This is a genomic window from uncultured Tateyamaria sp. (assembly GCF_947496075.1).
In the GTDB taxonomy this organism is placed as follows: domain Bacteria; phylum Pseudomonadota; class Alphaproteobacteria; order Rhodobacterales; family Rhodobacteraceae; genus Tateyamaria.
On sequence record NZ_CANMBJ010000006.1, the window covers coordinates 272,095 to 292,500 of the forward strand.

General features: G+C 58.6%; 19 protein-coding genes, 1 tRNA gene and 1 pseudogene. 8 read left to right on the forward strand and 13 right to left on the reverse strand.

Annotated elements, in window-relative coordinates:
- Positions 1-38 precede the first annotated feature (38 nt).
- From Q1A51_RS24385 to Q1A51_RS20225, 4 genes and pseudogenes are all read right to left on the reverse strand, one after another.
- Positions 39-482, reverse strand: a pseudogene (locus tag Q1A51_RS24385) (radical SAM protein); the annotation flags it as partial.
- A gap of 65 nt (positions 483-547) precedes the next feature.
- Positions 548-766 carry a hypothetical protein gene (locus Q1A51_RS20215; RefSeq protein ID WP_299203745.1) on the reverse strand — a complete coding sequence of 73 codons (219 nt, stop codon included), beginning with the start codon at positions 764-766 and terminating at the stop codon, positions 548-550.
- Positions 767-1,070: 304 nt separating this feature from the next.
- Entirely contained in the window at positions 1,071-1,379 is a 309-nt protein-coding gene (locus tag Q1A51_RS20220) for a hypothetical protein (protein ID WP_299601711.1), read from the reverse strand.
- Between the two features lie 18 nt (positions 1,380-1,397).
- Positions 1,398-2,696, reverse strand: coding sequence for a tyrosinase family protein (locus Q1A51_RS20225; protein ID WP_299601714.1), 1,299 nt, complete (start codon positions 2,694-2,696; stop codon positions 1,398-1,400).
- Between the two features lie 349 nt (positions 2,697-3,045).
- On the opposite strand from Q1A51_RS20225, the gene Q1A51_RS20230 reads away from it, so the two are divergent.
- Positions 3,046-3,540: a GNAT family N-acetyltransferase gene (locus Q1A51_RS20230; RefSeq protein WP_299601717.1), complete on the forward strand. Its 495-nt coding sequence runs from the start codon at positions 3,046-3,048 to the stop codon at positions 3,538-3,540.
- 106 nt (positions 3,541-3,646) lie between these two features.
- Here Q1A51_RS20230 and ykgO read toward each other — a convergent pair whose 3' ends face one another.
- Positions 3,647-3,772 (reverse strand): type B 50S ribosomal protein L36, encoded by a 126-nt coding sequence (ykgO, locus tag Q1A51_RS20235; RefSeq protein ID WP_005850168.1) that lies wholly within the window; start codon positions 3,770-3,772, stop codon positions 3,647-3,649.
- Positions 3,773-3,880: 108 nt separating this feature from the next.
- A tRNA-Val gene (locus tag Q1A51_RS20240) sits at positions 3,881-3,955 on the reverse strand.
- 149 nt (positions 3,956-4,104) lie between these two features.
- Between Q1A51_RS20240 and Q1A51_RS20245 the strand changes: the two genes are divergently transcribed.
- Positions 4,105-4,965, forward strand: a complete 861-nt coding sequence (locus tag Q1A51_RS20245) for an N-formylglutamate amidohydrolase (protein ID WP_299601719.1) — start codon at positions 4,105-4,107, stop codon at positions 4,963-4,965.
- Between the two features lie 3 nt (positions 4,966-4,968).
- Here the strand turns inward: Q1A51_RS20245 and Q1A51_RS20250 are convergent, their stop codons facing one another.
- Positions 4,969-6,222 carry a DNA polymerase IV gene (locus Q1A51_RS20250; RefSeq protein WP_299601721.1) on the reverse strand — a complete coding sequence of 418 codons (1,254 nt, stop codon included), beginning with the start codon at positions 6,220-6,222 and terminating at the stop codon, positions 4,969-4,971.
- Positions 6,223-6,276: 54 nt separating this feature from the next.
- On the opposite strand from Q1A51_RS20250, the gene Q1A51_RS20255 reads away from it, so the two are divergent.
- Complete coding sequence (locus Q1A51_RS20255; protein ID WP_299601723.1) at positions 6,277-6,711, forward strand: NUDIX hydrolase; 435 nt, start codon at positions 6,277-6,279, stop codon at positions 6,709-6,711.
- A gap of 221 nt (positions 6,712-6,932) precedes the next feature.
- Here the strand turns inward: Q1A51_RS20255 and pyrF are convergent, their stop codons facing one another.
- Positions 6,933-7,649, reverse strand: a complete 717-nt coding sequence (gene pyrF, locus Q1A51_RS20260; protein ID WP_299601725.1) for an orotidine-5'-phosphate decarboxylase — start codon at positions 7,647-7,649, stop codon at positions 6,933-6,935.
- Between the two features lie 196 nt (positions 7,650-7,845).
- On the reverse strand, positions 7,846-8,157 hold the full coding sequence (locus Q1A51_RS20265; protein WP_299601727.1) for an orotidine 5-phosphate decarboxylase: 312 nt from the start codon (positions 8,155-8,157) through the stop codon (positions 7,846-7,848).
- Positions 8,158-8,599: 442 nt separating this feature from the next.
- On the opposite strand from Q1A51_RS20265, the gene clpB reads away from it, so the two are divergent.
- Together clpB and Q1A51_RS20275 are read left to right on the forward strand one after the other, a co-directional pair.
- Positions 8,600-11,215 (forward strand): ATP-dependent chaperone ClpB, encoded by a 2,616-nt coding sequence (clpB, locus tag Q1A51_RS20270; protein WP_299601729.1) that lies wholly within the window; start codon positions 8,600-8,602, stop codon positions 11,213-11,215.
- Positions 11,216-11,937: 722 nt separating this feature from the next.
- Positions 11,938-13,323, forward strand: a complete 1,386-nt coding sequence (locus tag Q1A51_RS20275) for a hypothetical protein (protein ID WP_299601731.1) — start codon at positions 11,938-11,940, stop codon at positions 13,321-13,323.
- A 254-nt stretch (positions 13,324-13,577) separates the two neighbouring features.
- On the opposite strand, the gene Q1A51_RS20280 is transcribed toward Q1A51_RS20275, so the two are convergent.
- The 4 genes from Q1A51_RS20280 to Q1A51_RS20295 all read right to left on the reverse strand — a co-directional run bounded on the left by Q1A51_RS20280 (position 13,578) and on the right by Q1A51_RS20295 (position 16,827).
- Positions 13,578-15,155 carry an ABC-F family ATP-binding cassette domain-containing protein gene (locus tag Q1A51_RS20280; protein ID WP_299601733.1) on the reverse strand — a complete coding sequence of 526 codons (1,578 nt, stop codon included), beginning with the start codon at positions 15,153-15,155 and terminating at the stop codon, positions 13,578-13,580.
- 213 nt (positions 15,156-15,368) lie between these two features.
- Positions 15,369-15,920, reverse strand: coding sequence for a hypothetical protein (locus Q1A51_RS20285; RefSeq protein ID WP_299671495.1), 552 nt, complete (start codon positions 15,918-15,920; stop codon positions 15,369-15,371).
- Positions 15,917-16,210 (reverse strand): ParB N-terminal domain-containing protein, encoded by a 294-nt coding sequence (locus Q1A51_RS20290; protein ID WP_299601739.1) that lies wholly within the window; start codon positions 16,208-16,210, stop codon positions 15,917-15,919. Before Q1A51_RS20290 ends, Q1A51_RS20285 begins: the two co-directional genes overlap by 4 nt.
- A gap of 128 nt (positions 16,211-16,338) precedes the next feature.
- Positions 16,339-16,827, reverse strand: a complete 489-nt coding sequence (locus tag Q1A51_RS20295; protein ID WP_299208320.1) for a fasciclin domain-containing protein — start codon at positions 16,825-16,827, stop codon at positions 16,339-16,341.
- A 245-nt stretch (positions 16,828-17,072) separates the two neighbouring features.
- Between Q1A51_RS20295 and Q1A51_RS20300 the strand changes: the two genes are divergently transcribed.
- The 3 genes from Q1A51_RS20300 to msrQ all read left to right on the forward strand — a co-directional run bounded on the left by Q1A51_RS20300 (position 17,073) and on the right by msrQ (position 20,146).
- Positions 17,073-18,566 carry an FMN-binding glutamate synthase family protein gene (locus Q1A51_RS20300; RefSeq protein WP_299601743.1) on the forward strand — a complete coding sequence of 498 codons (1,494 nt, stop codon included), beginning with the start codon at positions 17,073-17,075 and terminating at the stop codon, positions 18,564-18,566.
- Between the two features lie 72 nt (positions 18,567-18,638).
- On the forward strand, positions 18,639-19,544 hold the full coding sequence (gene msrP / locus Q1A51_RS20305) for a protein-methionine-sulfoxide reductase catalytic subunit MsrP (protein ID WP_299601746.1): 906 nt from the start codon (positions 18,639-18,641) through the stop codon (positions 19,542-19,544).
- On the forward strand, positions 19,544-20,146 hold the full coding sequence (msrQ, locus tag Q1A51_RS20310) for a protein-methionine-sulfoxide reductase heme-binding subunit MsrQ (protein WP_299601749.1): 603 nt from the start codon (positions 19,544-19,546) through the stop codon (positions 20,144-20,146). The genes msrP and msrQ overlap by 1 nt, the downstream gene beginning before the upstream one ends.
- Positions 20,147-20,406: the final 260 nt, after the last annotated feature.

Genomic DNA, 20,406 nt, shown 5'->3' on the forward strand with positions numbered 1-20,406 from the left:
AGCACATCGTTGGTCGAACCTTTGCCGTTGTGATAAAACCGTTTCTGATCCGCGAATTCGGCAGGGCCATCAACGCTGATGCCTACGGCAACCGCGTGTTCTGCCAAGATGTCGCTCCACTCCTGATCCAGCAGCGTGCCATTGGTCTGCATCAAGAACTTGATGAGCAAGGGCGCGCAGGCGGATCGGATCCGCTCAACAATCTCAACAAACCGTGCCTTCCCGACGAGCATAGGTTCGCCGCCATGGAGTTCGATGACAAATTCGTCAATGCCGTATTGCGCACAGTGTTCAACAATGAGTTTGCAAACGCGATCAATGACATCGTTGCCCATTTGTTTGGGTCGCGATTTCCAGCTGTCATCTCCGCGATTGTAAACGTAGCAATAAGAACAATTGAGATTACAGCGTTGATGAATCTTTAAAATAATCCAACGCAATGGCGCACGATCAGGCATTGCCCGAAAGGACATGCTATTCATATCGTTTAACCTTGTAAAAATTTATTGGGTCGAACCAAATTGAATATGAGGTTCGACCCACCCGATTAGCGGTTTCCGGGGTTCACTCTTCCTGCGAGGGCCGCGACGGCATCCGAATGATTTGTGTGATTGGACCCGTGGCTGTCATACATCGCGGTCGGGTCAGCCTTTGCCTGAATGTCCTGGACAATGCGGCCCATAATCATGCTTTGGATTTTCTGCAGGTCTGCCAAAGAGGCGGTATCAACGTCAAATTTAAGGTTCTTACGATCAAGCTCAGCCATGTCATCAGTTCCTTTAAAATAGGTATATCAATACCAGTATCCTAACACATTTTTGGCCTTTTTTGTAGGGCCGGGGCGTGATGCCGGATTTGTAAAGCAGCCCAACCGCTTGGGGCCTGCCACGCATCTTTATCCGGTAGTTGTCACACAAAGGCGCTCACCCGACGTTACAAGGGTGATTCTGCGCGCCGATTGCTGCCAGATGCTTCGCTTGAAACGCTGCGTTGCTGAGGGGCGGCCAACCGCCCATCACCGGCCCACTCTAGCATCATGGACCGGCGCTCAATGGCGATTGCGGGACGCTTTACTCGATCTCGAGAACATCAAACTTGAAGGCTCCGTTTTCATCGCCCTCAAGCCGAATTTCCAACGCGTCACCGACAGATATCAGACCAGCAAGCTCATCCATGTTCAGTCGGAACACCAACATTGTGCGCTCGCTGGCCGTGGAACCTGATCCACGGCCATAGAGGGTCGCAGACGCCACGGGTGTTGAGATGTTTGGGTTGTTGACCGCATAGGCGTGCACGATCCCGCCTTCGTCGGGGATCCTGCGGAGCCAAACCCTCAGCACCCCCTCCTTTAACGCGTTTTCTGTCAGTGCAAGTTCCATGATCAGTCCAAACTGAAGTCAATCCTTGGCGAAAGTCCTGAGAGAACACTGATCATAACTGACAGCCTCGGACGAGACGCGTTTGCCAGCATCATCCACAATGACAAGATAGGCTTTCAAGTTCTTCACAGACTTCTTCCGACCAATGAAGCGGCGCAATCCGCGGGTTATATCCACACGATAGCGGGTATGTTCATGCCTGAGGGGATGTTTGGCGCGCAAGTCATACTCATCCCGTATCGCAAGGTCCGGATTGCAATGTCCGGGCGCCCCATGACATGGGCCGTGCCCGAAAAAGACGATGCGCCCGCCATATGAATCGTCCTTGTAGCCGGTCGAGGCGTCGCAAGATGGGTTGTCGATGTAGACCCGAAGCTCGAAGCTGTCGCGTGGTGGGCGGAGTTTGTGGAACTCCATCTCGGCGCGCACGAACCCTGCCTCGACCGTGCCAAGTTGAACCTCTTTTACTTGGCTGGCCGCGGCTGACAGTGCGGCGGCCGGTGCTGTGTCGGACGTGCCCAAAGCGCCGATGGCGGCTTCCACGGAATCCTCGGAGTAGATGTAACGAAGCGAATTTTCGTTATCGATCAGGTCAGCGCCAATCCTGCCGTCGTAGACCACCGTGTCGAGCACGTGCTGGGGGATGTTGGCGTTGGGCCAGATCTGCTGCCAATCGGCCCAAACCTTGTCACACATGGCGTGGTGAAGCCAAAACACCGGATCATACGCAGCAGAGACCGTGCGCCCCATGTCGCGTGCCGGAAAGGGCAGAGGTGACGCCGGATCGCTGCCACCGACCACCACGTGAACATGCCCATGGGCGGCAAAATTGAAATCGTCCTGAAACGCGCTGAAGCTGGGGTTGGTCAGGTATCGGTCGACCTCATTTTTCAACAAGGGGATGTCGCCCCGCAATCTGGTGGGCAGACGACTTGTGTACTGGTCGTCGCCGGTAAGACCCAGACCAACGATGCGGAACAAGCTTTTGGCACGCGCCAATGGGTTGGGAACCTCGTCGCCTTCGGCGTTCGTATAGCTTTCGTCATCAATAACTTTGGGCAGGCCATTCGGGGCATGGGTCGCCGTCAAAAACTGTGTCCAGTCCCAATACGGCAACGTTAGCTCAAGCTCGTTGTCCTGCCGTTTCCATTGCAAGGCACTGTTCAGCGCTTTCTCGAATGAATAGACGTAAGATCTGTGCCAAGTGAGAAAGATACGGTTGTCATTGTGGCATAGGTCGAGATCATACCCATGCCCGCGCGCATATATATAATACCCACGATTATCCCCTTGTGCGATATCGGAAATTTCGTACATCGCCGCATACGCATCACGCAAATCTTGAATGTCTTCGTCCCTCAGACGCGTCAGGTCAAACCGTATCAGGGGAAGTCCGGATTGCTTTCTAAGATAATTTAATTTCGCGATTGTTGTCATAATGAAACTCCAAAGTCTTAAATCAACTATGGAATAGCGTACCATAAAAAGGAGCTTGGGCCAAAAGTGCTATTGATCGAAGCTGTAATTCACTGTGTTGCGAACGTCCAAGTTTCTCCAATCGACCTTGGTCGCCTCAAATGTATTTTGGCTTTGATCGTCCCGTTCGGGTGATGATGTGTTGGGAATATCCGTTGCTCACACCAGAGCGCAAAGATAGCTTTGCCACATGCACTATACACTCGAGCGACCGACAGAAGGCCATGCAGAGCAGATTTGCGCAGTTTGGGCGTCTGGTTGGCACGAGGCACATGCTGATATTGTTCCGCGCAGGCTGTGTGAGTTACGCACCGAGGACAGCTTTCGGGAACGTGCTTTGGAAAACCTTGCCTGCACTCGGATCGCTGTTGATGGTTCGAACTTGCTTGGATTTTGCATGGTCAAGGATGACGAGCTTTATCAGATGTATGTCTCGCAAGTCGCGCGTGGGTCCGGTGTCGCCCAGGCGCTGATAGGTGACGCGGAGGTCCGCGTAGCGGCGAATGGGCACGACCTGGCATGGCTCGCCTGTGCTGTCGGCAATCATCGGGCCGGTCGCTTTTACGAGAAATCCGGTTGGATCAACGCGGGTCAGCGGAGGGTCGACCTTGATACATCGGAAGTGGCTTTCCCATTGGATGTGTGGCGATTTGAGAAGCAGGTTGATGCGGGCGGCGTCAGCTAAGGCCGCAAAACCACCGGTCGCCGATAGGGCCCAACGTCACACGTCTTGCCAAAGAAAAAGGCCGCTCCAAAACGGAACGGCCTTCTGACATTCTGTCGCTTGGGTCTTAGCCCTGGCGTGCTTTGAACCGGCGCTGCGTCTTGTTGATGACGTATACGCGGCCCTTGCGACGCACAACGCGGCAATCACGGTGCCGGTTTTTCAGCGAACGGAGCGAGTTGCGAACCTTCATGGCGCTTCTTCCTCATGTTTCATGGCGCGAAGCAGCGCCGGGTTGCGTTCTGGCACATGCGTGCCGGTGTTTTGGTGCCGTGCGGGTTGCCCCGGTTGGCGGAATAGGTGGTGGGCGATACAAGGATCGAACTTGTGACCCCTTCGATGTCAACGAAGTGCTCTACCGCTGAGCTAATCGCCCACTGTGACCGTCCCGAATTGCCTGCCCACAAAGAAAGCGGGCGCGGAAATCCGCGCCGGGTGAGGGGCGTATAAAAGGAGTCGAAGAGAGGATCAAGGGCTTTTGGCTTTCCCAATTCTCAGGCTATGTTGGAAACCAGAGGAGGGTCCATGCCAAAGGTTGCGTACGAAGTCCTGCACCCGGAGCGCCGCACGTCATGCGCGGTGTTCGCGTCGCCCCATTCCGGGCGCGACTATCCGTGGAGTTTCCTGCGCAGGACGGTGCTGGACGAACGCATCATACGGTCATCCGAAGATGCCTTTGTAGACAAGCTGTTCGACATGGCGCCGCAGCACGGTGCGCCCTTGCTCAAGGCAGGTGCGCCGCGTGCCTTTGTGGACCTGAACCGCAGTGCGGATGAATTGGACCCCGCCCTGATCGAAGGGGTGCGCCGCCAGGGGCACAACCCACGTATCGCCAGCGGTTTGGGTGTTATCCCCCGCGTGGTGGCCAATGGCCGTGTTATCTATCGCGGCAAGTTGCCCATGCGCGAGGCAGAGCGGCGGATTGATCTCTATTGGCGCCCCTATCATCAGATGCTTCAAAAGCTGCTGGACAGTGCCCATCAGCATCACGGTTTGGCCGTCTTGATTGATTGCCATTCGATGCCGCACGAGGCGATGGACGGCATTGCCCAAGGCGCGCGGAAGCGTCCCGACGTGGTGTTGGGGGATCGTTTTGGCGCAGCGGCTGGTGGCGACATCATGGATGTTGTCGAAGCGGCCTTTGCCTCTGCCGGGTTTACCGTGGCCCGCAATGCGCCCTTTGCCGGCGCCTATGTGACGCAAGCCTATGGCCGTCCGTCCCGCAATCAGCATGCCATTCAGGTCGAGATTGACCGATCCCTCTATATGAACGAGCGTTTGATCGAGCCCAACGCTGATTTTGATACGGTTCGGGACCAGTTGCGTGCCGTGGTGGCCGAGGTGTCACGGGTCGGCCAAAGCCGTTTGCCGCTCGCCGCGGAATAGCGGTCAGCGCAGGGCGCGCCCTTTGACGATGGCATCAGGTCCAAAGCGATCCCGAATCGCGTCGGTTGCTCGTTCTGCCTGTCCGCGTTTGCGCGCGTCCGGGTCAAGCAGGTCGCCGGATGCCTGTACGCTGTCTGCATCCACGAGGTCAGAGATACCGCAGCCAAGGAGCCGGTACGGCCCCTCGTCCCCCACTTGGTCGAATAGCCCGCGCGCTGTGCGGTAGATCGTGTCGGCCAGTTGCGCCGGGTCGCGCAGGGACACCCGCCGCGTCAGCGATGAATGGTCGTGCCGCTTGAGTTTGAGTGTCACCACCCGGCCTGCAAGCCCGCGTACCTTGGCCCGGCCCGACACTTTCTCGGCCATGCGCCAAAGGTGCCCATCCAGAATGTCAGGGTTGCTGGTGTCTTCGCCGAAGGTTGTTTCGTTGCTGATGGATTTCATCGGCGCATTGCGCGTGACCCGGCGTGCGTCTTTCCCCCGGGCGAGGTTCCAGAGACGGTCGCCCATGGATCCGAACCGCGCCACCAGATCTGTCTGTTCCCAGCGCAGGAGGTCGGCGAACGTACGAATCCCCGCCTTGTCGAGCGATGCTTGTGCTGCCGGACCAATGCCCCAGATCAACCGCACAGGCTTGTCCCGCAGAAAGTCGGCGGTTTCAGCGGCTCCGATGATCGAGAAACCGTGCGGTTTTTCAAGGTCTGAGGCGACCTTGGCGAGGAACTTGTTGTGGGACAGCCCGATGGAGCCGGTCAGGCCAAGCTCATCCCGCATACGTTTGATGAGCCGTGCCAGTATCACGGCTGGCGGTGCGCCGTGCAGGCGGGCGGTGCCGGTGAGGTCGAGGAACGCCTCGTCCAGCGACAGGGGTTCGATGGCCGGTGTCATCTCTTCCATCATGTCGCGGATGGCGCGCGAGGCTTCGGCATAGGCCTCCATCCGCGGCTTGATCACGATGGCCTCGGGGCACAGCTTGAGTGCCTGGAACATTGGCATGGCGGATCGGACGCCACGAATGCGGGCCACGTAACAGGCGGTCGAGACAACGCCGCGCCGCCCGCCGCCGATGATCACCGGCTTGCCTTCGAGGCTGGGATCGTCCCGCTTTTCGACCGAGGCGTAGAACGCGTCGCAATCCATATGCGCAATGGACAGATCAAAGAGTTCCGGATGGCTGACCACGCGCGGCGCACCACAGGACGGGCAGCGGGAACCCGCTTCAAAGGTCGTCAGGCAATCTCGGCATAGGCTGGGCATGGGGCGGCTTTGTGGCTAGTCCTTTTCCTGTAGCAAACTGGTGAGGGGTTGAACATGGCTGGACGGTTGATCGGGGCGAAACTCGCCCTGTTTGTGGGCGATCGCCTGGCGACACTCTTGCGCGATGACAAGCCCGGACTGCTGTGGCCCAGTCACTGGGATTTGCCGGGCGGTGGCTGGGAAGCGGGTGAGACACCCTTGCAATGTGCCTTGCGGGAAACCCAGGAGGAGTTGAACCTGAGGATCAATCCTGACCTCGTGCGCTGGGGCCGCGATTATGGGTCCAGCAGTGGAAAGATTTCATGGTTTTTCGCGGCACACGTGCCTGCGGACATGGCCAGCCAGATCTCTCTTGGGGATGAAGGACAGGCGTGGGATCTGATGGATGTACAGACGTTCCTGGACCACGAATGGGTCGTGCCACAATTCAAGCCGCGCCTGCGCGACTACTTGGCCGGTGTCATGTCTGCGACGATTGAAAGACCCTGACATAAAGCCCCCCGCGCGGAGCGGGGGGAGGTGACGAACCTCAGGAAGAGCCGGTTCGTCGGGGAGTATCACCTAAAGTCAAGTTACCACCTTTACGGGAGTTTTCCGAGTCCGGATTTCCTGACCTTTCCAATATCCTGTGGTGCGTTGCTTAAATGGCACAAACTGTTGATGCAGCCACCGCATGGCGACTGCCAAGGGTTAAGAAAAGCTGCGTGAACTCAGTGGTTTGGCGCAGATGCCTGCGGACTAAGCATTTCTGACAAAATCGCCTCGGCTGCGGCCTTTGGGCTGGGTGCTTTCCAGATCGGGCGCCCCACCACGACATGATCAACGCCGTCTGCAATGGCATTCGCTGGCGTCGCAACGCGCTTCTGATCGCCCAGATCGGCCCCTGCCGGGCGGACGCCGGGTGTGACAATCAGCCGACCATCTGCCTCGGGCAGGGTGCGGATCGCGCGTGCTTCATGGGGTGATGCAATGACACCGTCAGCACCGGCCGCAAAGGCGCGCCCCGCTCGTTCCGTGACCAGATCAGAGATATCGCCGGCCCGGATCAGGCATTCGTCCAGATCCGCCCGATCCAGCGATGTCAGGACGGTCACGGCCAGAATCTTGAGGTTGCTGCCCGCAGCCCCTTCCTTGGCGGCTTGCACCACGTGGGGATCGCCATGCACCGTCAGGAAATCCAGGTCGAATTGCGCAAGGCCCCGCACCGCAGCCTCGACCGTGGCGCCAATGTCGAACAGCTTCATGTCCAGAAAGATGCGCTTGCCCCGTTCCTGTTTCAGCTCATTCGCGAGGGCAAGGCCGCCACCTGTCAGCATGCCTAGCCCGATCTTGTAGAAACTTACGCTGTCCCCCAGTTGGTCAGCCAGTTCTAACCCGGCCACAGCGTTTGGCACGTCCATTGCCACGATCAACCTGTCGTCTGCCATGTCTGGTCCCCCGCATCTGGCGTTTGGATGGTCTTAGGGCAGGTTGAAGACGAAAAAAAGCCCGGATGCAGGACGCACCCGGGCCAGTTTCAGAGACTTAGCAGGCAGGCACCTGTCTCTGTTTGGTTCCGTTGCGATGGGGTTTGCGCGGGGACAGAAGCTGCGCAAAGCCCGTGGGGCAACGGAACGAGGGAAATCAGGCCGCGCGTGGGCGCAGCGCGGCAAACGTATCAATCGTCATACGGCGCAAACCGGCAAGCCGGTTGGCGCGGCGCGGTGCCATGGCGGCAGGCATGTGTGTTACTTCAGAGCGGCCTCGTGTGTGACGGCGCATCGCCTGGGTTGCGAGGCCGTTGGCGGCATCCGCGAACTCCATCGTAATGGGCGCATTGATGGCGCAGGCATAGCTGCGCGCGCCTGTGGCGTCGTGCACGGTTACGAGTGCTTCGAAAGACTGCGTGGCGGCGTTGTAGATCACATCGCTCAGTTGCAACGGAACAGTCTGCATTTGGGTCACCTACATGTTGTGGTTCTGCTCGTGTGCCATTCAACATGGGTGAGAGATTTCAGGATTTAAGGGGGAATCCCCGTCACGTTGAGTCACAGACCTGTGCCCAACGTTTCAGATTAAGCGGCTGATTTTAAGCAAGATTCTGAAATTGTTAGCTTTTTGGCAACGGATGCGTATGGTAAATGGCGTTTCTTCTAACCCATTGAATCGGCGAGGTTTTGCCAAAAGCCGTGAATGGGCCGTACGAATGTGAAGGATTGACGTGATGCTGACGCGTAGAAGCGCGACCGATAGCGGCCCTGAAAAACGTGTGGGAATTCCACCTGTGGCACTTGTGCAACGTTTGGCGGTTCCCCATCTTGTTTTCGTAGGCCCGCTGGGCCGCGTGCCTCCGGGAGGGCGCGGCTTGAAAAGGGCGCTGACAAAGGAGAAATAACCCATGGACTTATCGAAGTTCACGGAGCGGTCGCGCGGCTTTGTTCAGGCAGCGCAGACAATCGCTGCACGCGACAGCCATCAACGGCTGGCCCCCGAACATATCTTGAAAGCACTGATGGATGACGAGCAGGGCCTTGCATCCAACCTAATCACACGTGCCGGTGGTGATCCTGCCCGCGTCCTGACCCATGTGGATCAGACGCTGGCGAAGATGCCCAAGGTGACGGGCGATGCCGCACAGGTCTATCTGGACAATGCGACAGCGAAGGTATTGGCCGAAGCCGAGGCGCTGGCCAAGAAGGCAGGTGATAGCTTTGTGCCCGTCGAGCGCATCTTGATGGCGCTTGGCATGGTCAAATCCGGTGCGAAGGATGCGCTTGCGGCGGGCAAAGTGAACCCGCAGGCTTTGAATTCCGCCATCAACGACATTCGCAAGGGACGGACCGCTGACAGCGCAAGCGCCGAAGAAGGGTACGACGCGTTGAAGAAATACGCGATGGACCTGACCGAACGCGCCGAGGCGGGCAAGATTGACCCGATCATTGGCCGGGACGAGGAAATCCGGCGTGCCATGCAAGTGTTGAGCCGCCGCACCAAAAACAACCCGGTTCTGATTGGTGAACCCGGTGTCGGTAAGACGGCCATTGCCGAAGGGCTTGCCTTGCGCATCGTGAATGGTGATGTGCCCGAAAGCCTGAGCAACAAGCGGCTGCTGGCTTTGGACATGGGCGCCCTGATTGCTGGCGCGAAGTATCGCGGTGAGTTTGAGGAACGGCTGAAGGCGGTTCTGACCGAAGTGACCGAAGCCGCGGGCGAGATCATCCTGTTCATCGACGAGATGCACACGTTGGTGGGCGCGGGCAAAACGGATGGCGCGATGGACGCGGCGAACCTAATCAAGCCAGCCTTGGCGCGGGGTGAGTTGCACTGTGTGGGTGCCACGACCCTTGATGAATACCGCAAGTATGTAGAGAAGGACGCCGCACTGGCGCGTCGGTTCCAGCCGGTCATGATCGCTGAGCCGACGGTCGAGGATACGATCAGCATCCTGCGGGGCATCAAGGAGAAGTACGAACTCCACCACGGTGTGCGCGTGTCGGACAGTGCGCTGGTAACTGCTGCGACGCTGAGCCATCGCTATATTACTGACCGGTTCCTGCCGGACAAGGCCATCGACTTGGTGGATGAGGCCGCGTCGCGCTTGCGGATGGAAGTAGACTCCAAGCCCGAGGAATTGGACGCACTCGACCGCCAGATCCTGCAAATGCAGATCGAGGTTGAGGCGCTGCGCCTTGAGGATGATCAAGCCTCGAAAGATCGGCTTGAGACGCTTGAAAAGGACTTGGCCGATCTGCAGGAGCGCAGCGCCGAGATGACGGCGCAGTGGCAGGGCGAGCGGGACAAGCTGGCCTCGGCCCGGGACATCAAAGAGCAGTTGGATCATGCGCGGGCGGCTTTGGATATCGCCAAGCGTGAAGGCAATCTGGCGAAAGCGGGTGAGCTGTCCTACGGCGTGATCCCTGATCTTGAGCGCAAGCTGGGCGAGGCCGAAGGGGCCGAGACCGATGCCATGGTGGCGGAGGCTGTACGGCCCGAGCAGATCGCGAGTGTTGTTGAACGTTGGACCGGTATTCCAACCTCCAAGATGCTCGAAGGCGAGCGCGAGAAGCTGTTGCGTATGGAAGAGCAGCTGCACAACCGTGTGATTGGTCAGGACAGTGCTGTGCGGGCGGTGGCCAATGCGGTGCGCCGGGCGCGAGCGGGTCTGAACGATGAGAACCGGCCGCTGGGCTCTTTCCTGTTCCTCGGGCCGACCGGTGTGGGTAAGACCGAGCTGACCAAAGCGGTGGCCGAGTTCCTGTTTGATGACGAGCACGCGATGGTTCGGATCGACATGTCGGAGTACATGGAGAAGCATTCGGTCGCGCGGCTGATCGGGGCTCCTCCGGGGTATGTCGGGTATGACGAGGGTGGCGCGCTGACTGAAAGTGTCCGGCGCCGACCGTACCAGGTGGTGCTGTTCGATGAGGTCGAAAAAGCGCACCCGGATGTGTTCAACGTTCTGTTGCAGGTTCTGGATGATGGGGTGCTGACCGATGGTCAGGGCCGGACGGTCGACTTCAAGCAGACGCTGATCATCCTGACATCGAACCTGGGGGCGCAGGCGCTGAGCCAGCTGCCGGACGGGGCGGATGCGAGCGATGCGCGGCGGGATGTGATGGATGCGGTGCGGGCGCATTTCCGGCCCGAGTTCCTGAACCGCCTGGACGAGACGATCATCTTTGATCGGCTGGGGCGGGACGATATGGACGGGATCGTGGACATCCAGATGGCCCGGCTTCTCAAACGGTTGGCGGCCCGGAAAATCGAGCTGTTGCTGGATGAGGGGGCCCGGACGTGGCTGGCCGATGAGGGGTATGACCCTGTGTTTGGGGCGCGGCCCTTGAAACGGGTCATCCAATCGGCGCTCCAGAACCCGCTGGCAGAGATGCTGCTGGCCGGTGATATCAAGGATGGAGACACGATCGAGGTGACCGCTGGATCCGATGGGTTGCTCATCGGGGACCGGGTTTCGGGGACCAATCGGCCCCGCCCTGAGGATGCGGTGATCCACTGATCTTGATGGGCCCCGGATGGGGCCTTTTGGGGGGTGTCCCACGCTGGGACATCCCCCGTTCCCATAGACTTCAATGGGTTACAGAGGTGGGTTTAGGATTTGTTAGGGTTTGGAGCGTCACACCAGCGTGACTTGCCTGACTTGTGGTGGCCTTTCGTGCGGGACATTTTAGTGGCAGTTGCCAGTCCAAAGCCGACGCCGCTGGATCGACCCATGCGTTAGATCTGCGGGACGAAACCGCGTTCATTCAAATCACTGACCAGACCGGAATCAAGCCGCAGGCGCCGGTCCAACACAAGCCCGTCCCGGCGGGCTGGTGTTTTGGTGCCTGTGCCGAACAGAATTTCTGTGGAATGTGCTTGGCGACCATAAAACGCTACCGAATGAGCGGTGCGACACCACCCCACGGGCTTGTATTGGGCCGGTTCAAGGGACGGAGTTGCCTTTACCCCTATGCTGTCAAATGACTGCTCTCAGCCCGAAGCAGACTTTCAAAACCTGATCCATTCTATCGACGAACATTCAGCAGGTGAAAGACGTGTTTTGTCGTGAACCTTTTCCAAGGCTGTGAGGACTCAACTAGGCATAACCTCCAGCCCGTCGTGGACAAGAGGTTCTCCAACTCCCGTATCAGGCGGGCCAAAGGGCGCGTCTGTCGCCTACTTGTCGGAATCGCGCCCTCAAATGGCTCTCTTGCACAACGTCAAAAAAGGAAAGGCAAAATGACAAACCCCATCATTCTTTATAGAGCCGGTGAATCCGGAAAAAAAATCGGATCATTTGACGCCAGCGGCGGCATCGATGCCATTGTGGCTCACCCTCAAGTGCTGCCACTCTTCCGTTCGCATGTGGCGGGAAACACCAGTGCTGTAAATACACTGGATTTTATTATTGCTCTAAAGGATCAGAAAGATCCGGTTGAGATCGTTCAAACCTTTATCGAACCAGGCGCAAAGCGTCAGATCAATGTCAGCGGTGCGAACCTTTGGGAGTTCAAGTCACTGTTTAAGAATCCCGACGCAGGTATGGCCGACATGCCGGGATTTGGCCCTCCTGGCGAGGAAGAGCCCTTGGACGGCGGATCGATCCAGGGAGGCGTTGATCTGGATGGTTCCGTTGATGACTTTGCAACCTTGATGGCTGAAGGTGACGCCCAAGACACAACGGAACTGGATCTCAAAGATCCACAACTCTTTCAGGCCATACGTCTGGACGCTGGAAATTTTTTAGTCGCGAATTATGTCTCAATCTTTTACTCGTCAGACAGCCCATTTATGGATTATTGCTACTCAGTGATTGGCAAGCCAGACGCTTTTGCGACCCAATTGGGCCTGAGGGACAAAGCCGATGTGGAGATGTTTGGCATCTTCAGGATCGCTGTCACGATGAAAAACCGCAGAGTCATCAGCGAGGTCGGCCCTGAACTTGCCAAGACACTGCATATCGATCTCAAACAGCTCGTTTTGACAACGAATAGCAAGATCGAACAAAGGACTGCGGAGAAGAGTTCGGAGGCCTCTGATTGGAAAAAGAAGATTTGGGAAAATGGCACCTTCGAGATTGCAGTTAAGCAATTTGTCGAAGCGCAAGTAGCGGGGCAGAAGAAAGGGATGGCTGCTTCCCTGGATACCGCTCACAGTGTTGCATCCATATCATTGAACATGCCTTCACTGACCAAAAAGATGATTCTTGACGAAATCTTGAGCTACGCAAAAAATAGGGCGAAAACAACGGGTGGTGGTCAACAGGACGGCGCGGACGCAGCGCGGGCAAAAAAAGACATCCAGCCACATTTGGACATTTCCTTGGTCACTCAGGTGAAGTGGCAAGAATTCCTCAAGATCTACGGGCTTGAACCGGAAGATGAAAAAGAAGTTCGCAAGCTCGCCCAGATATACGTGAAGCACGGAAAAGACGAGGCAAGGACCCTTTCGCAAAGTTTGTTTAACAAACAGAAGAAGAGAAAGAGCAGATCCTTCAGATTCGCAAATGCGGAGCATGTTGAAGCTGCGTTGGCCAACACGCTAGAACTCAAACAGAACGGCAAAAACCTGAAAAAGCCTGTGAAAGCATCTCAGGCCAAAGGGTTTGATGATGCGGAGGAATGAGGGGTATTTTATATGTATCGCGGACCCCGATAAGATATTGACCGCGGTAAAGTAGAGTTTGTCCGTAAACTACTCGTTGGCTGTCCGATCGGTTTCTCACCTGCGGCGGACTGCTGGTTCGACGTATAGCGCCGCAGCATGACAGCTGCATCATGTAAATCTACTATTGGCGGTACCTATCTGGAAAGCCGCCGATAGTCTGAAACTTTGCAAAGTCCGCTTCCTGCGCAACCCGCGGTATTGGCGATGCGGGATCATGGCAAGGTGAGCCTGCGCTCTATTCCAATCCGGTCCAGAAACTCCTGGTCATGGCTGACCACAAGGATTGCGCCGTCATATGCGCTGAGGGCGGCCTCCAATGTCTCGACCGCTTCGATATCGAGGTGATTGCTGGGTTCGTCGAGTAGTAGGAGTTGGCGCGGCTGGCTGTGTCCGAGGGTACAGGCTAATCCGGCGCGCAGGCGTTGTCCACCGCTGAGCGCGCCGATGCGTTGGTGGGCATCATCCCCCCGAAAGAGGAAGCGGGCGAGGGCGGCGCGTCGGGTGTTTTCGCTGGCCTCCGGGTCGATGCGGGCGAAGGCGTCGCGGACCGTTTCCTCTGGATCGAACAGGCTGAGGTCCTGATCGAGGAGGGCCGCCGGGACATGGAGTGCGATGGAACCGGCCTGCGGGTGCAGATCGCCGTGAATGCAGGCAAGCAAGGTTGATTTGCCCGAGCCGTTTGCGCCCGTGATCGCAATGCGTTCCGGGCCGCGGATGGTGAGGGACACATCGGTGAGGATGGGCCGATCCTGTTGGTATCCGAAGTGCAGGTTGTCGACCTGCAAGACGTTGCGTCCGTCGACCAAGCCGGAGGGCGGGATGTCGATGGTGAGAGGTTGCAGAACCTCGAGTGCTTCGCGTGCGTCTTCGAGGGTGGAGTCTGCCTTCTCCATTTGACGGTTGCGCAATCGGGCGGCGGAGGCGCCTGATCCCTCGCTGCGTTCTTTTGCGGCGTCGAGCACGAGCTTTGACTGGCTGCCCGAGGCGCGCAACTGCCTGCCTTGCCGGTCGGTGCGGGCCTTGCGTTCGGCCGCCAGCCGCACCCGCGCCCGGGTGTCGGCCACCGCGCGTTCTGCGCGGGCCAGATCGGTTTCTGCCGCTGCCAGTTCGGCGGCTTTCATGTCCCGATAGGCGGCGTAGTTGCCGCCATAGGTGCGTGCGCCAAGCGTCGTCAGTTCGACAATTGCGTCCATCTCGGCCAGCAGGGTGCGGTCGTGGCTTGCGACGATGACGCAGCCCTGCCACGCGCGCAGGGCTTGGACCACCTGTGTGCGTCCAAGGTGATCGAGGTGGTTTGTTGGTTCGTCCAGCAAAAGCGCATCCGGTTCCGCGAACATGAGTGCCGCGAGCCCTGCGCGGGTGCGTTGTCCGCCGGATAGTGCATTAAGCGGTGTCTCTGGCGGTTGGTCCAGGCCCATGTTGCCCAAGGCGGCGCCCAAGCGCGCCTCGAGTGTCCAATCTGCATCTGCCAGATCATCTGCGGTCGCTTCGCCTTTTTCGGCGCGGGCAAGAATGGCAAGTTGGTCCGTCACGCCGAACAGGTCGGACAGGGTCGCGTCTTTGCGCTGCTCGGGGTTTTGTTGCAGGAACCCGACCTTTGGGGGCTTTGTTATGGTGCCGGACGAGGGGGTGATTTCGCCCGCAATCAGGCGCAGAAGCGTTGTCTTGCCGGTCCCGTTGCGCCCAACAAGGCCCGTCCGGCCAAGCCCGAATGTCAGGTTCAGATCGGTGAAAAGATGTGTGTTGTTCGGGGTGTGCCAGCTGAGGCCGGCCAGAACGATAGGGGACATTGAAAGTGCTCGCTATTGGAAACCGTGGAGGGGTCAAATGGCGAGTGTGCAATCCATGTTCTGGGTCCCGTTGGCGTTACGCTTGATATAATAGTGATGGGCAGGTGCGGATACAATGTGCAGGGTCGGCTGAACTGAAGTTTTGCCAACCTTCAAGAGCACGCCTAGCTTTTGCTCGCCCTCTGTTTTCGATGAACCGTGTTTGCCGCAGCTTTAGTGCGTTGACCCGAACACCCGCTCGATCGTTTCCATCACGTCGTCCATCAGCCCCGGCACCTTGGCCTCGGGCCCTGAAAAGCGGAGAATCCAGCCGGAGCGCGTGAGTTCACGGCGGATTTGCAGACCTTGGGCGAATTTGATCGACCGGCGGGGGGCGTTGCGGGTGTTGGGGGCGGCGTCTCCGCTTTGTGGATTGAGTGCTTCGGTGATCACCGGTTCGAGTGCTGCCCATTGGCCATTGAGCGTGTCGCTGCGGGATGTGCGGAGGGCGTCAGACAAGAGGTCTTCCCACCCGGCGCGGAGCGCCGAGGCCAGCCGTTCGATGCGTGCGACCGACAGCCGTTCAGGTGTGGCAAGCGACCCGTCGAAGACCTGCACCACCAGCACGATGCTGCGCAGCCGTGCTTTCTTCTGACGTGAGAGCGTGCCGAACAGGGCGCTGAGTGCGGCGTCTTCGGTGTCGAACAGATCGGAGCGGACGCAATCGAGGATGAGCCGCCCTTTCTCCCACGGGCTGATCTGGGCGCGGATTTCGTTTTCCGTCACCATGGAGGCAAGCGCGTCGGGGATGTCCTTGGGGGTTCGCAGGAAGGCGGGGATCGTCTCGGTTCAAGCGTGCGGGCGGCGGCGAGGCGGCGGAAGCCGGAGATCAGACCGTAGCGGTGGTCGTCGCGGGGTTGGCTGAGTTGCCAGATTTCGATGGGTTGGCGCAGGCCCGAGGTGAGGATGGACATTTCGAGTTCGTTTTGCGCCTCGGCGTCGTGCGTGTCGCGGTCGCGCGGCAAAGCGTGTGCGTCGATCTGGGAGAGCAGGATGTGATGGAGGGGGTCGGTCATCTTGGGCCTCATGTGCTGCGAATGTGCAGTATGGGGCCGGAACCGGGGTGTTGCGTCTGCGGTGGAGGCCCCGTGCGGTGGGGCCCCCGGTGTTCTGGTGCGGGATCCGGGGACCCCGCGTCGTTGGTTTAGCTGCTTGTTTCGGGCAGGATCACCTTGTCGATCACGTGGATCACGCCGTTCGAGGTTTCGATGTCGGCGCTGACGACATTGGCCTCGTCGACCTTTACGCCGTCGTCGAGGTCGATGGTGACGGCGTCACCCTGAACGGTGGTGGCTTCCATGTCGTCCTGCAGATCGGTCGACATCACTTTGCCCGGGACAACGTGGTAGGTAAGGATGGCGGTCAGCTGGTCCTTGTTCTCGGGCAGCAGCAGGCTTTCGACTGTGCCTTCGGGCAGGGCGGCGAACGCTTCGTCCGTGGGTGCGAATACGGTGAAGGGACCTTCGCCTTTCAGCGTGTCGACCAGATCGGCGGCCTGGACTGCGGCCACGAGTGTTTCGAAAGAGCCTGCGCTGACGGCTGTGTCAACGATGTCTTTTTTGGCTGTACCGGCGAACGCGGCAGTTGCAACGGCGGCGATTGCGACGGAGGCGAGAAGTGTCTTGCGGAACATATGAGTGTCTCCCTTAATAGGTTGCGATACCCGTCATGCGGCATCGAAAGGGAAACGCGTGATATCGGTGTATGGATCACGTGGAAATTTTTCCCACACTATCTTGAAACGCGCCATTGAGCCCCTAAGCTGGGCCGTCTTCACATTTCCACTCACGACTTTGTTAAGCATGGCAGAAACCCGCCTGTGCTTGCTTCCTTGCTCCGGGCTTTGCACAGTGTGCGGAACTTTAGAGGGATGGTGTCGTGGGATTTGCAATGTCTGTGCTCGAGGTTCTGGTCCTCGGCTTCTTTTTCATTATTGGTTTGGCGGTTGCCGTGGCTTTGGTCATGTTCGTCATCGACCGGGCCCAGACCCACGATGCGATCCGGCGGAATTATCCGGTCATCGGGCGGTTCCGGCATTTGTTCTCGACCTTGGGCGAGTTCTTTCGCCAATACTTCTTTGCCATGGACCGCGAGGAGCTGCCGTTCAACCGGGCGCAGCGTGAGTGGATCAAGCGGGCGGGCGAGGGGGTCAGCAACACGGTGGCCTTTGGATCGACCCGCAACCTGAATGTTGTCGGTACGCCGATCTTTGTGAATGCGGCCTTCCCGCCGCTTGAGGATCAGTTTGCCCGCACCGCCCCCATGGTGATTGGTGAGGGCGCGCGTACACCTTACACGGCGCGGTCGTTCTTCAACATTTCCGGCATGAGCTATGGCGCCATTTCCAAACCGGCCGTGCGTGCCCTGAGCCGGGGTGCGAAAGAGGCGGGTGTGTGGATGAACACGGGCGAGGGCGGGATCAGCAAGTATCACCTTGAGGGTGGTTGCGACATCGTCTTTCAGATCGGCACGGCCAAGTTCGGTGTCCGCGATGAAGAGGGCAACCTGAGTGACGACAAGCTGCGCGAGGTGGCAGCCCACAAGCAGGTGCGGATGTTCGAGATAAAGCTGGCGCAGGGGGCCAAGCCGGGCAAGGGGGGGATCCTGCCCGGAGCCAAGGTGACGGAGGAGATTGCTGGTATCCGCGGCCTGCGTGTTGGTCAGGATGGGATTTCGCCGAACCGCCATGCCGAGGTGAATGACTGGAATGATCTGCTGGATCTGGTGTGCCACATCCGCGGTGTGACCGGGAAGCCGGTGGGGATCAAAACCGTTGTGGGGGCAGAGCGCCCCGTGGCTGAGCTGTTTGCCGCGATCAACGCGCGGGGCGCGGCCTGTGCGCCTGACTTTATTACAATAGACGGCGGTGAGGGCGGAACGGGTGCGGCACCCATGCCTCTGATCGATCTGGTGGGCATGTCGATCCGCGAGGCGCTGGTCGCTGTTGTCGATTTGCGGGATGAGGCGGGCCTGAAGGATCGCATTCGCATCGTCGCCTCGGGCAAGCTGGTGAACCCGGGCGATATTGCCTGGGCGCTGGCGGCGGGCGCTGATTTCATCACCACCGCGCGCGGCTTCATGTTCAGCCTGGGCTGTATTCAGGCGCTGAAGTGCAACAAGAATACATGTCCCACCGGCATCACCACGCATGACAAGCGGTTCCAGAAGGGGCTGGTGGTCGAGGACAAGGAAAAGCGGGTGACCCGCTATGCCCGTGAAATCATCCACGAGGTTGAGACCATTGCGCACTCTGTTGGCGTGGCAGAGCCACGGATGATGCGCCGCCGCCATGTGCGCATCGTGCAGGATGATGGCCGGTCGCGGCCGCTGAACGAAATCACTCCGAGTTACAACCCGGTGACAAGGGCGTGAGCGAATATCATTTTGGTAGCCGGTCAGACCCATCTATGTGCCATGGTGCTTGAAATCGTAGGAGACACCTGAATGGCCCATCGTTGGAAAAACACCCTCACGCGCGCCGACGCGACGCCGTTGGCGGCGTATATGAACCGTCGGCAGATCATGGCGGGGGCAATGGGTCTGGGACTGATCGGTGCGGCAGGCATGGCGCGCAGCCAGGAGGCCGAGCTTGAGCCCAATTCCTGGGAAGACATCACACAGTACAATAACTTCTACGAGTTCGGGACGGGCAAGAGCGATCCGGCGCGCAATGCGCATACGCTGACGACCGAGCCGTGGACCGTTGCCATCGACGGGCTGGTCGACAATCCTGGCGACTATTCCATGGGCCAGATCATGGAGGCCATGACGATCGAGGAACGCATCTACCGCTTCCGCTGTGTCGAGGCGTGGTCGATGGTGATCCCGTGGAACGGGTTTGAGCTGGCCGACCTGTTGAACTTGGCCGGTGTGCAGGAGGGTGCGAAATACGTGGCCTTTGAAACGGCCCTGCGTCCGGACGAGATGCCCGGTGTGCGCTTCCCTGTTCTGGACTGGCCTTATGTTGAGGGTCTGCGTCTGGACGAGGCGATGCATCCGCTGACGATGATGGCGACGGGGATCTACGGCAAGCCAATCCCGAACCAGAATGGTGCGCCCATCCGCTTGGTGGTGCCGTGGAAGTATGGGTTCAAATCGATCAAGTCGATTGTGCGCATCACCGTCACCGAAGACGAGCCGCCCACCAGCTGGAACAAGGCGAACGGGCGCGAGTATGGCTTCTATAGTAATGTGAACCCGGAGGTGGATCACCCGCGCTGGAGCCAGGCGAGTGAGCGCATGGTTGGTGGTGGCCTGTTTGCCAAGCGCCAGCCGACATTGATGTTCAACGGGTACGAAGAAGACGTGGCCAGCCTGTATGACGGCATGGACCTGCGCGCGAATTTCTGATGCTGGTGGATCGGATCAATCAGGCGGCCCGCAAGGTCCCCACATGGGCAGTGTATATAGTGTACCTGATCCCGGTCCCCGTACTTCTATATATGGCACAGACTGGGGGGCTTGGCCGTGAGCCCATCAACGCCCTTGAGCGTGAGCTCGGAGAGATCGCGCTGCAGCTTGTGATCATCGGCTTGTGCATCTCGCCCTTGCGCCGGTTCATTGGCGTCAACCTGATCAAGTTCAGACGGACCATCGGCGTGCTCGCCTTTACATATGTCGTGCTGCATCTGCTGGTGTGGGCGGTGCTGGATGTGCAGTCCATTGACCGCGTTGTGGCGGACATCATCAAGCGCCCGTACATTACAATAGGGATGGCCGCGTTTATCCTGATGCTGCCGCTGGCGCTGACGTCGAACAATACATCCGTAAAGTGGCTGGGCGCTGTCTGGCGTCGGCTGCATCTGCTGACCTATCCGGTCGCGATTCTGTCCGGGGTGCACTTTGTCTGGCTCAGCAAGGGATTTCAGTTGGAGCCTTTGGTGTATCTGACCGTGATTCTGGCGCTTTTGGCGCTGCGTGTTCCCACTCTGGTCAGAAAAGTAGCGACCTGAGGGCTGATTTGCCCTGAATCGGGCGCTGTTTGCGTCGCGAGTCAGGTGTGAATCGGGGGTCGGGCATGGGATTTTCAAAAAATCTGGGTGCTGAATCGGTGAATCGGGCGACTCGCTCGGTTGAATCGGCTGCGATTCACCCGAGTCTGGCCACTGAGTCTGGTGAGTCTTGGGGATAGGTCTGTGGATAACCCCATATGTTGATGACAGGCGTATGACGGAGCGCATGGGCGCGGGTAATTTTATGCCGATCTGACCCA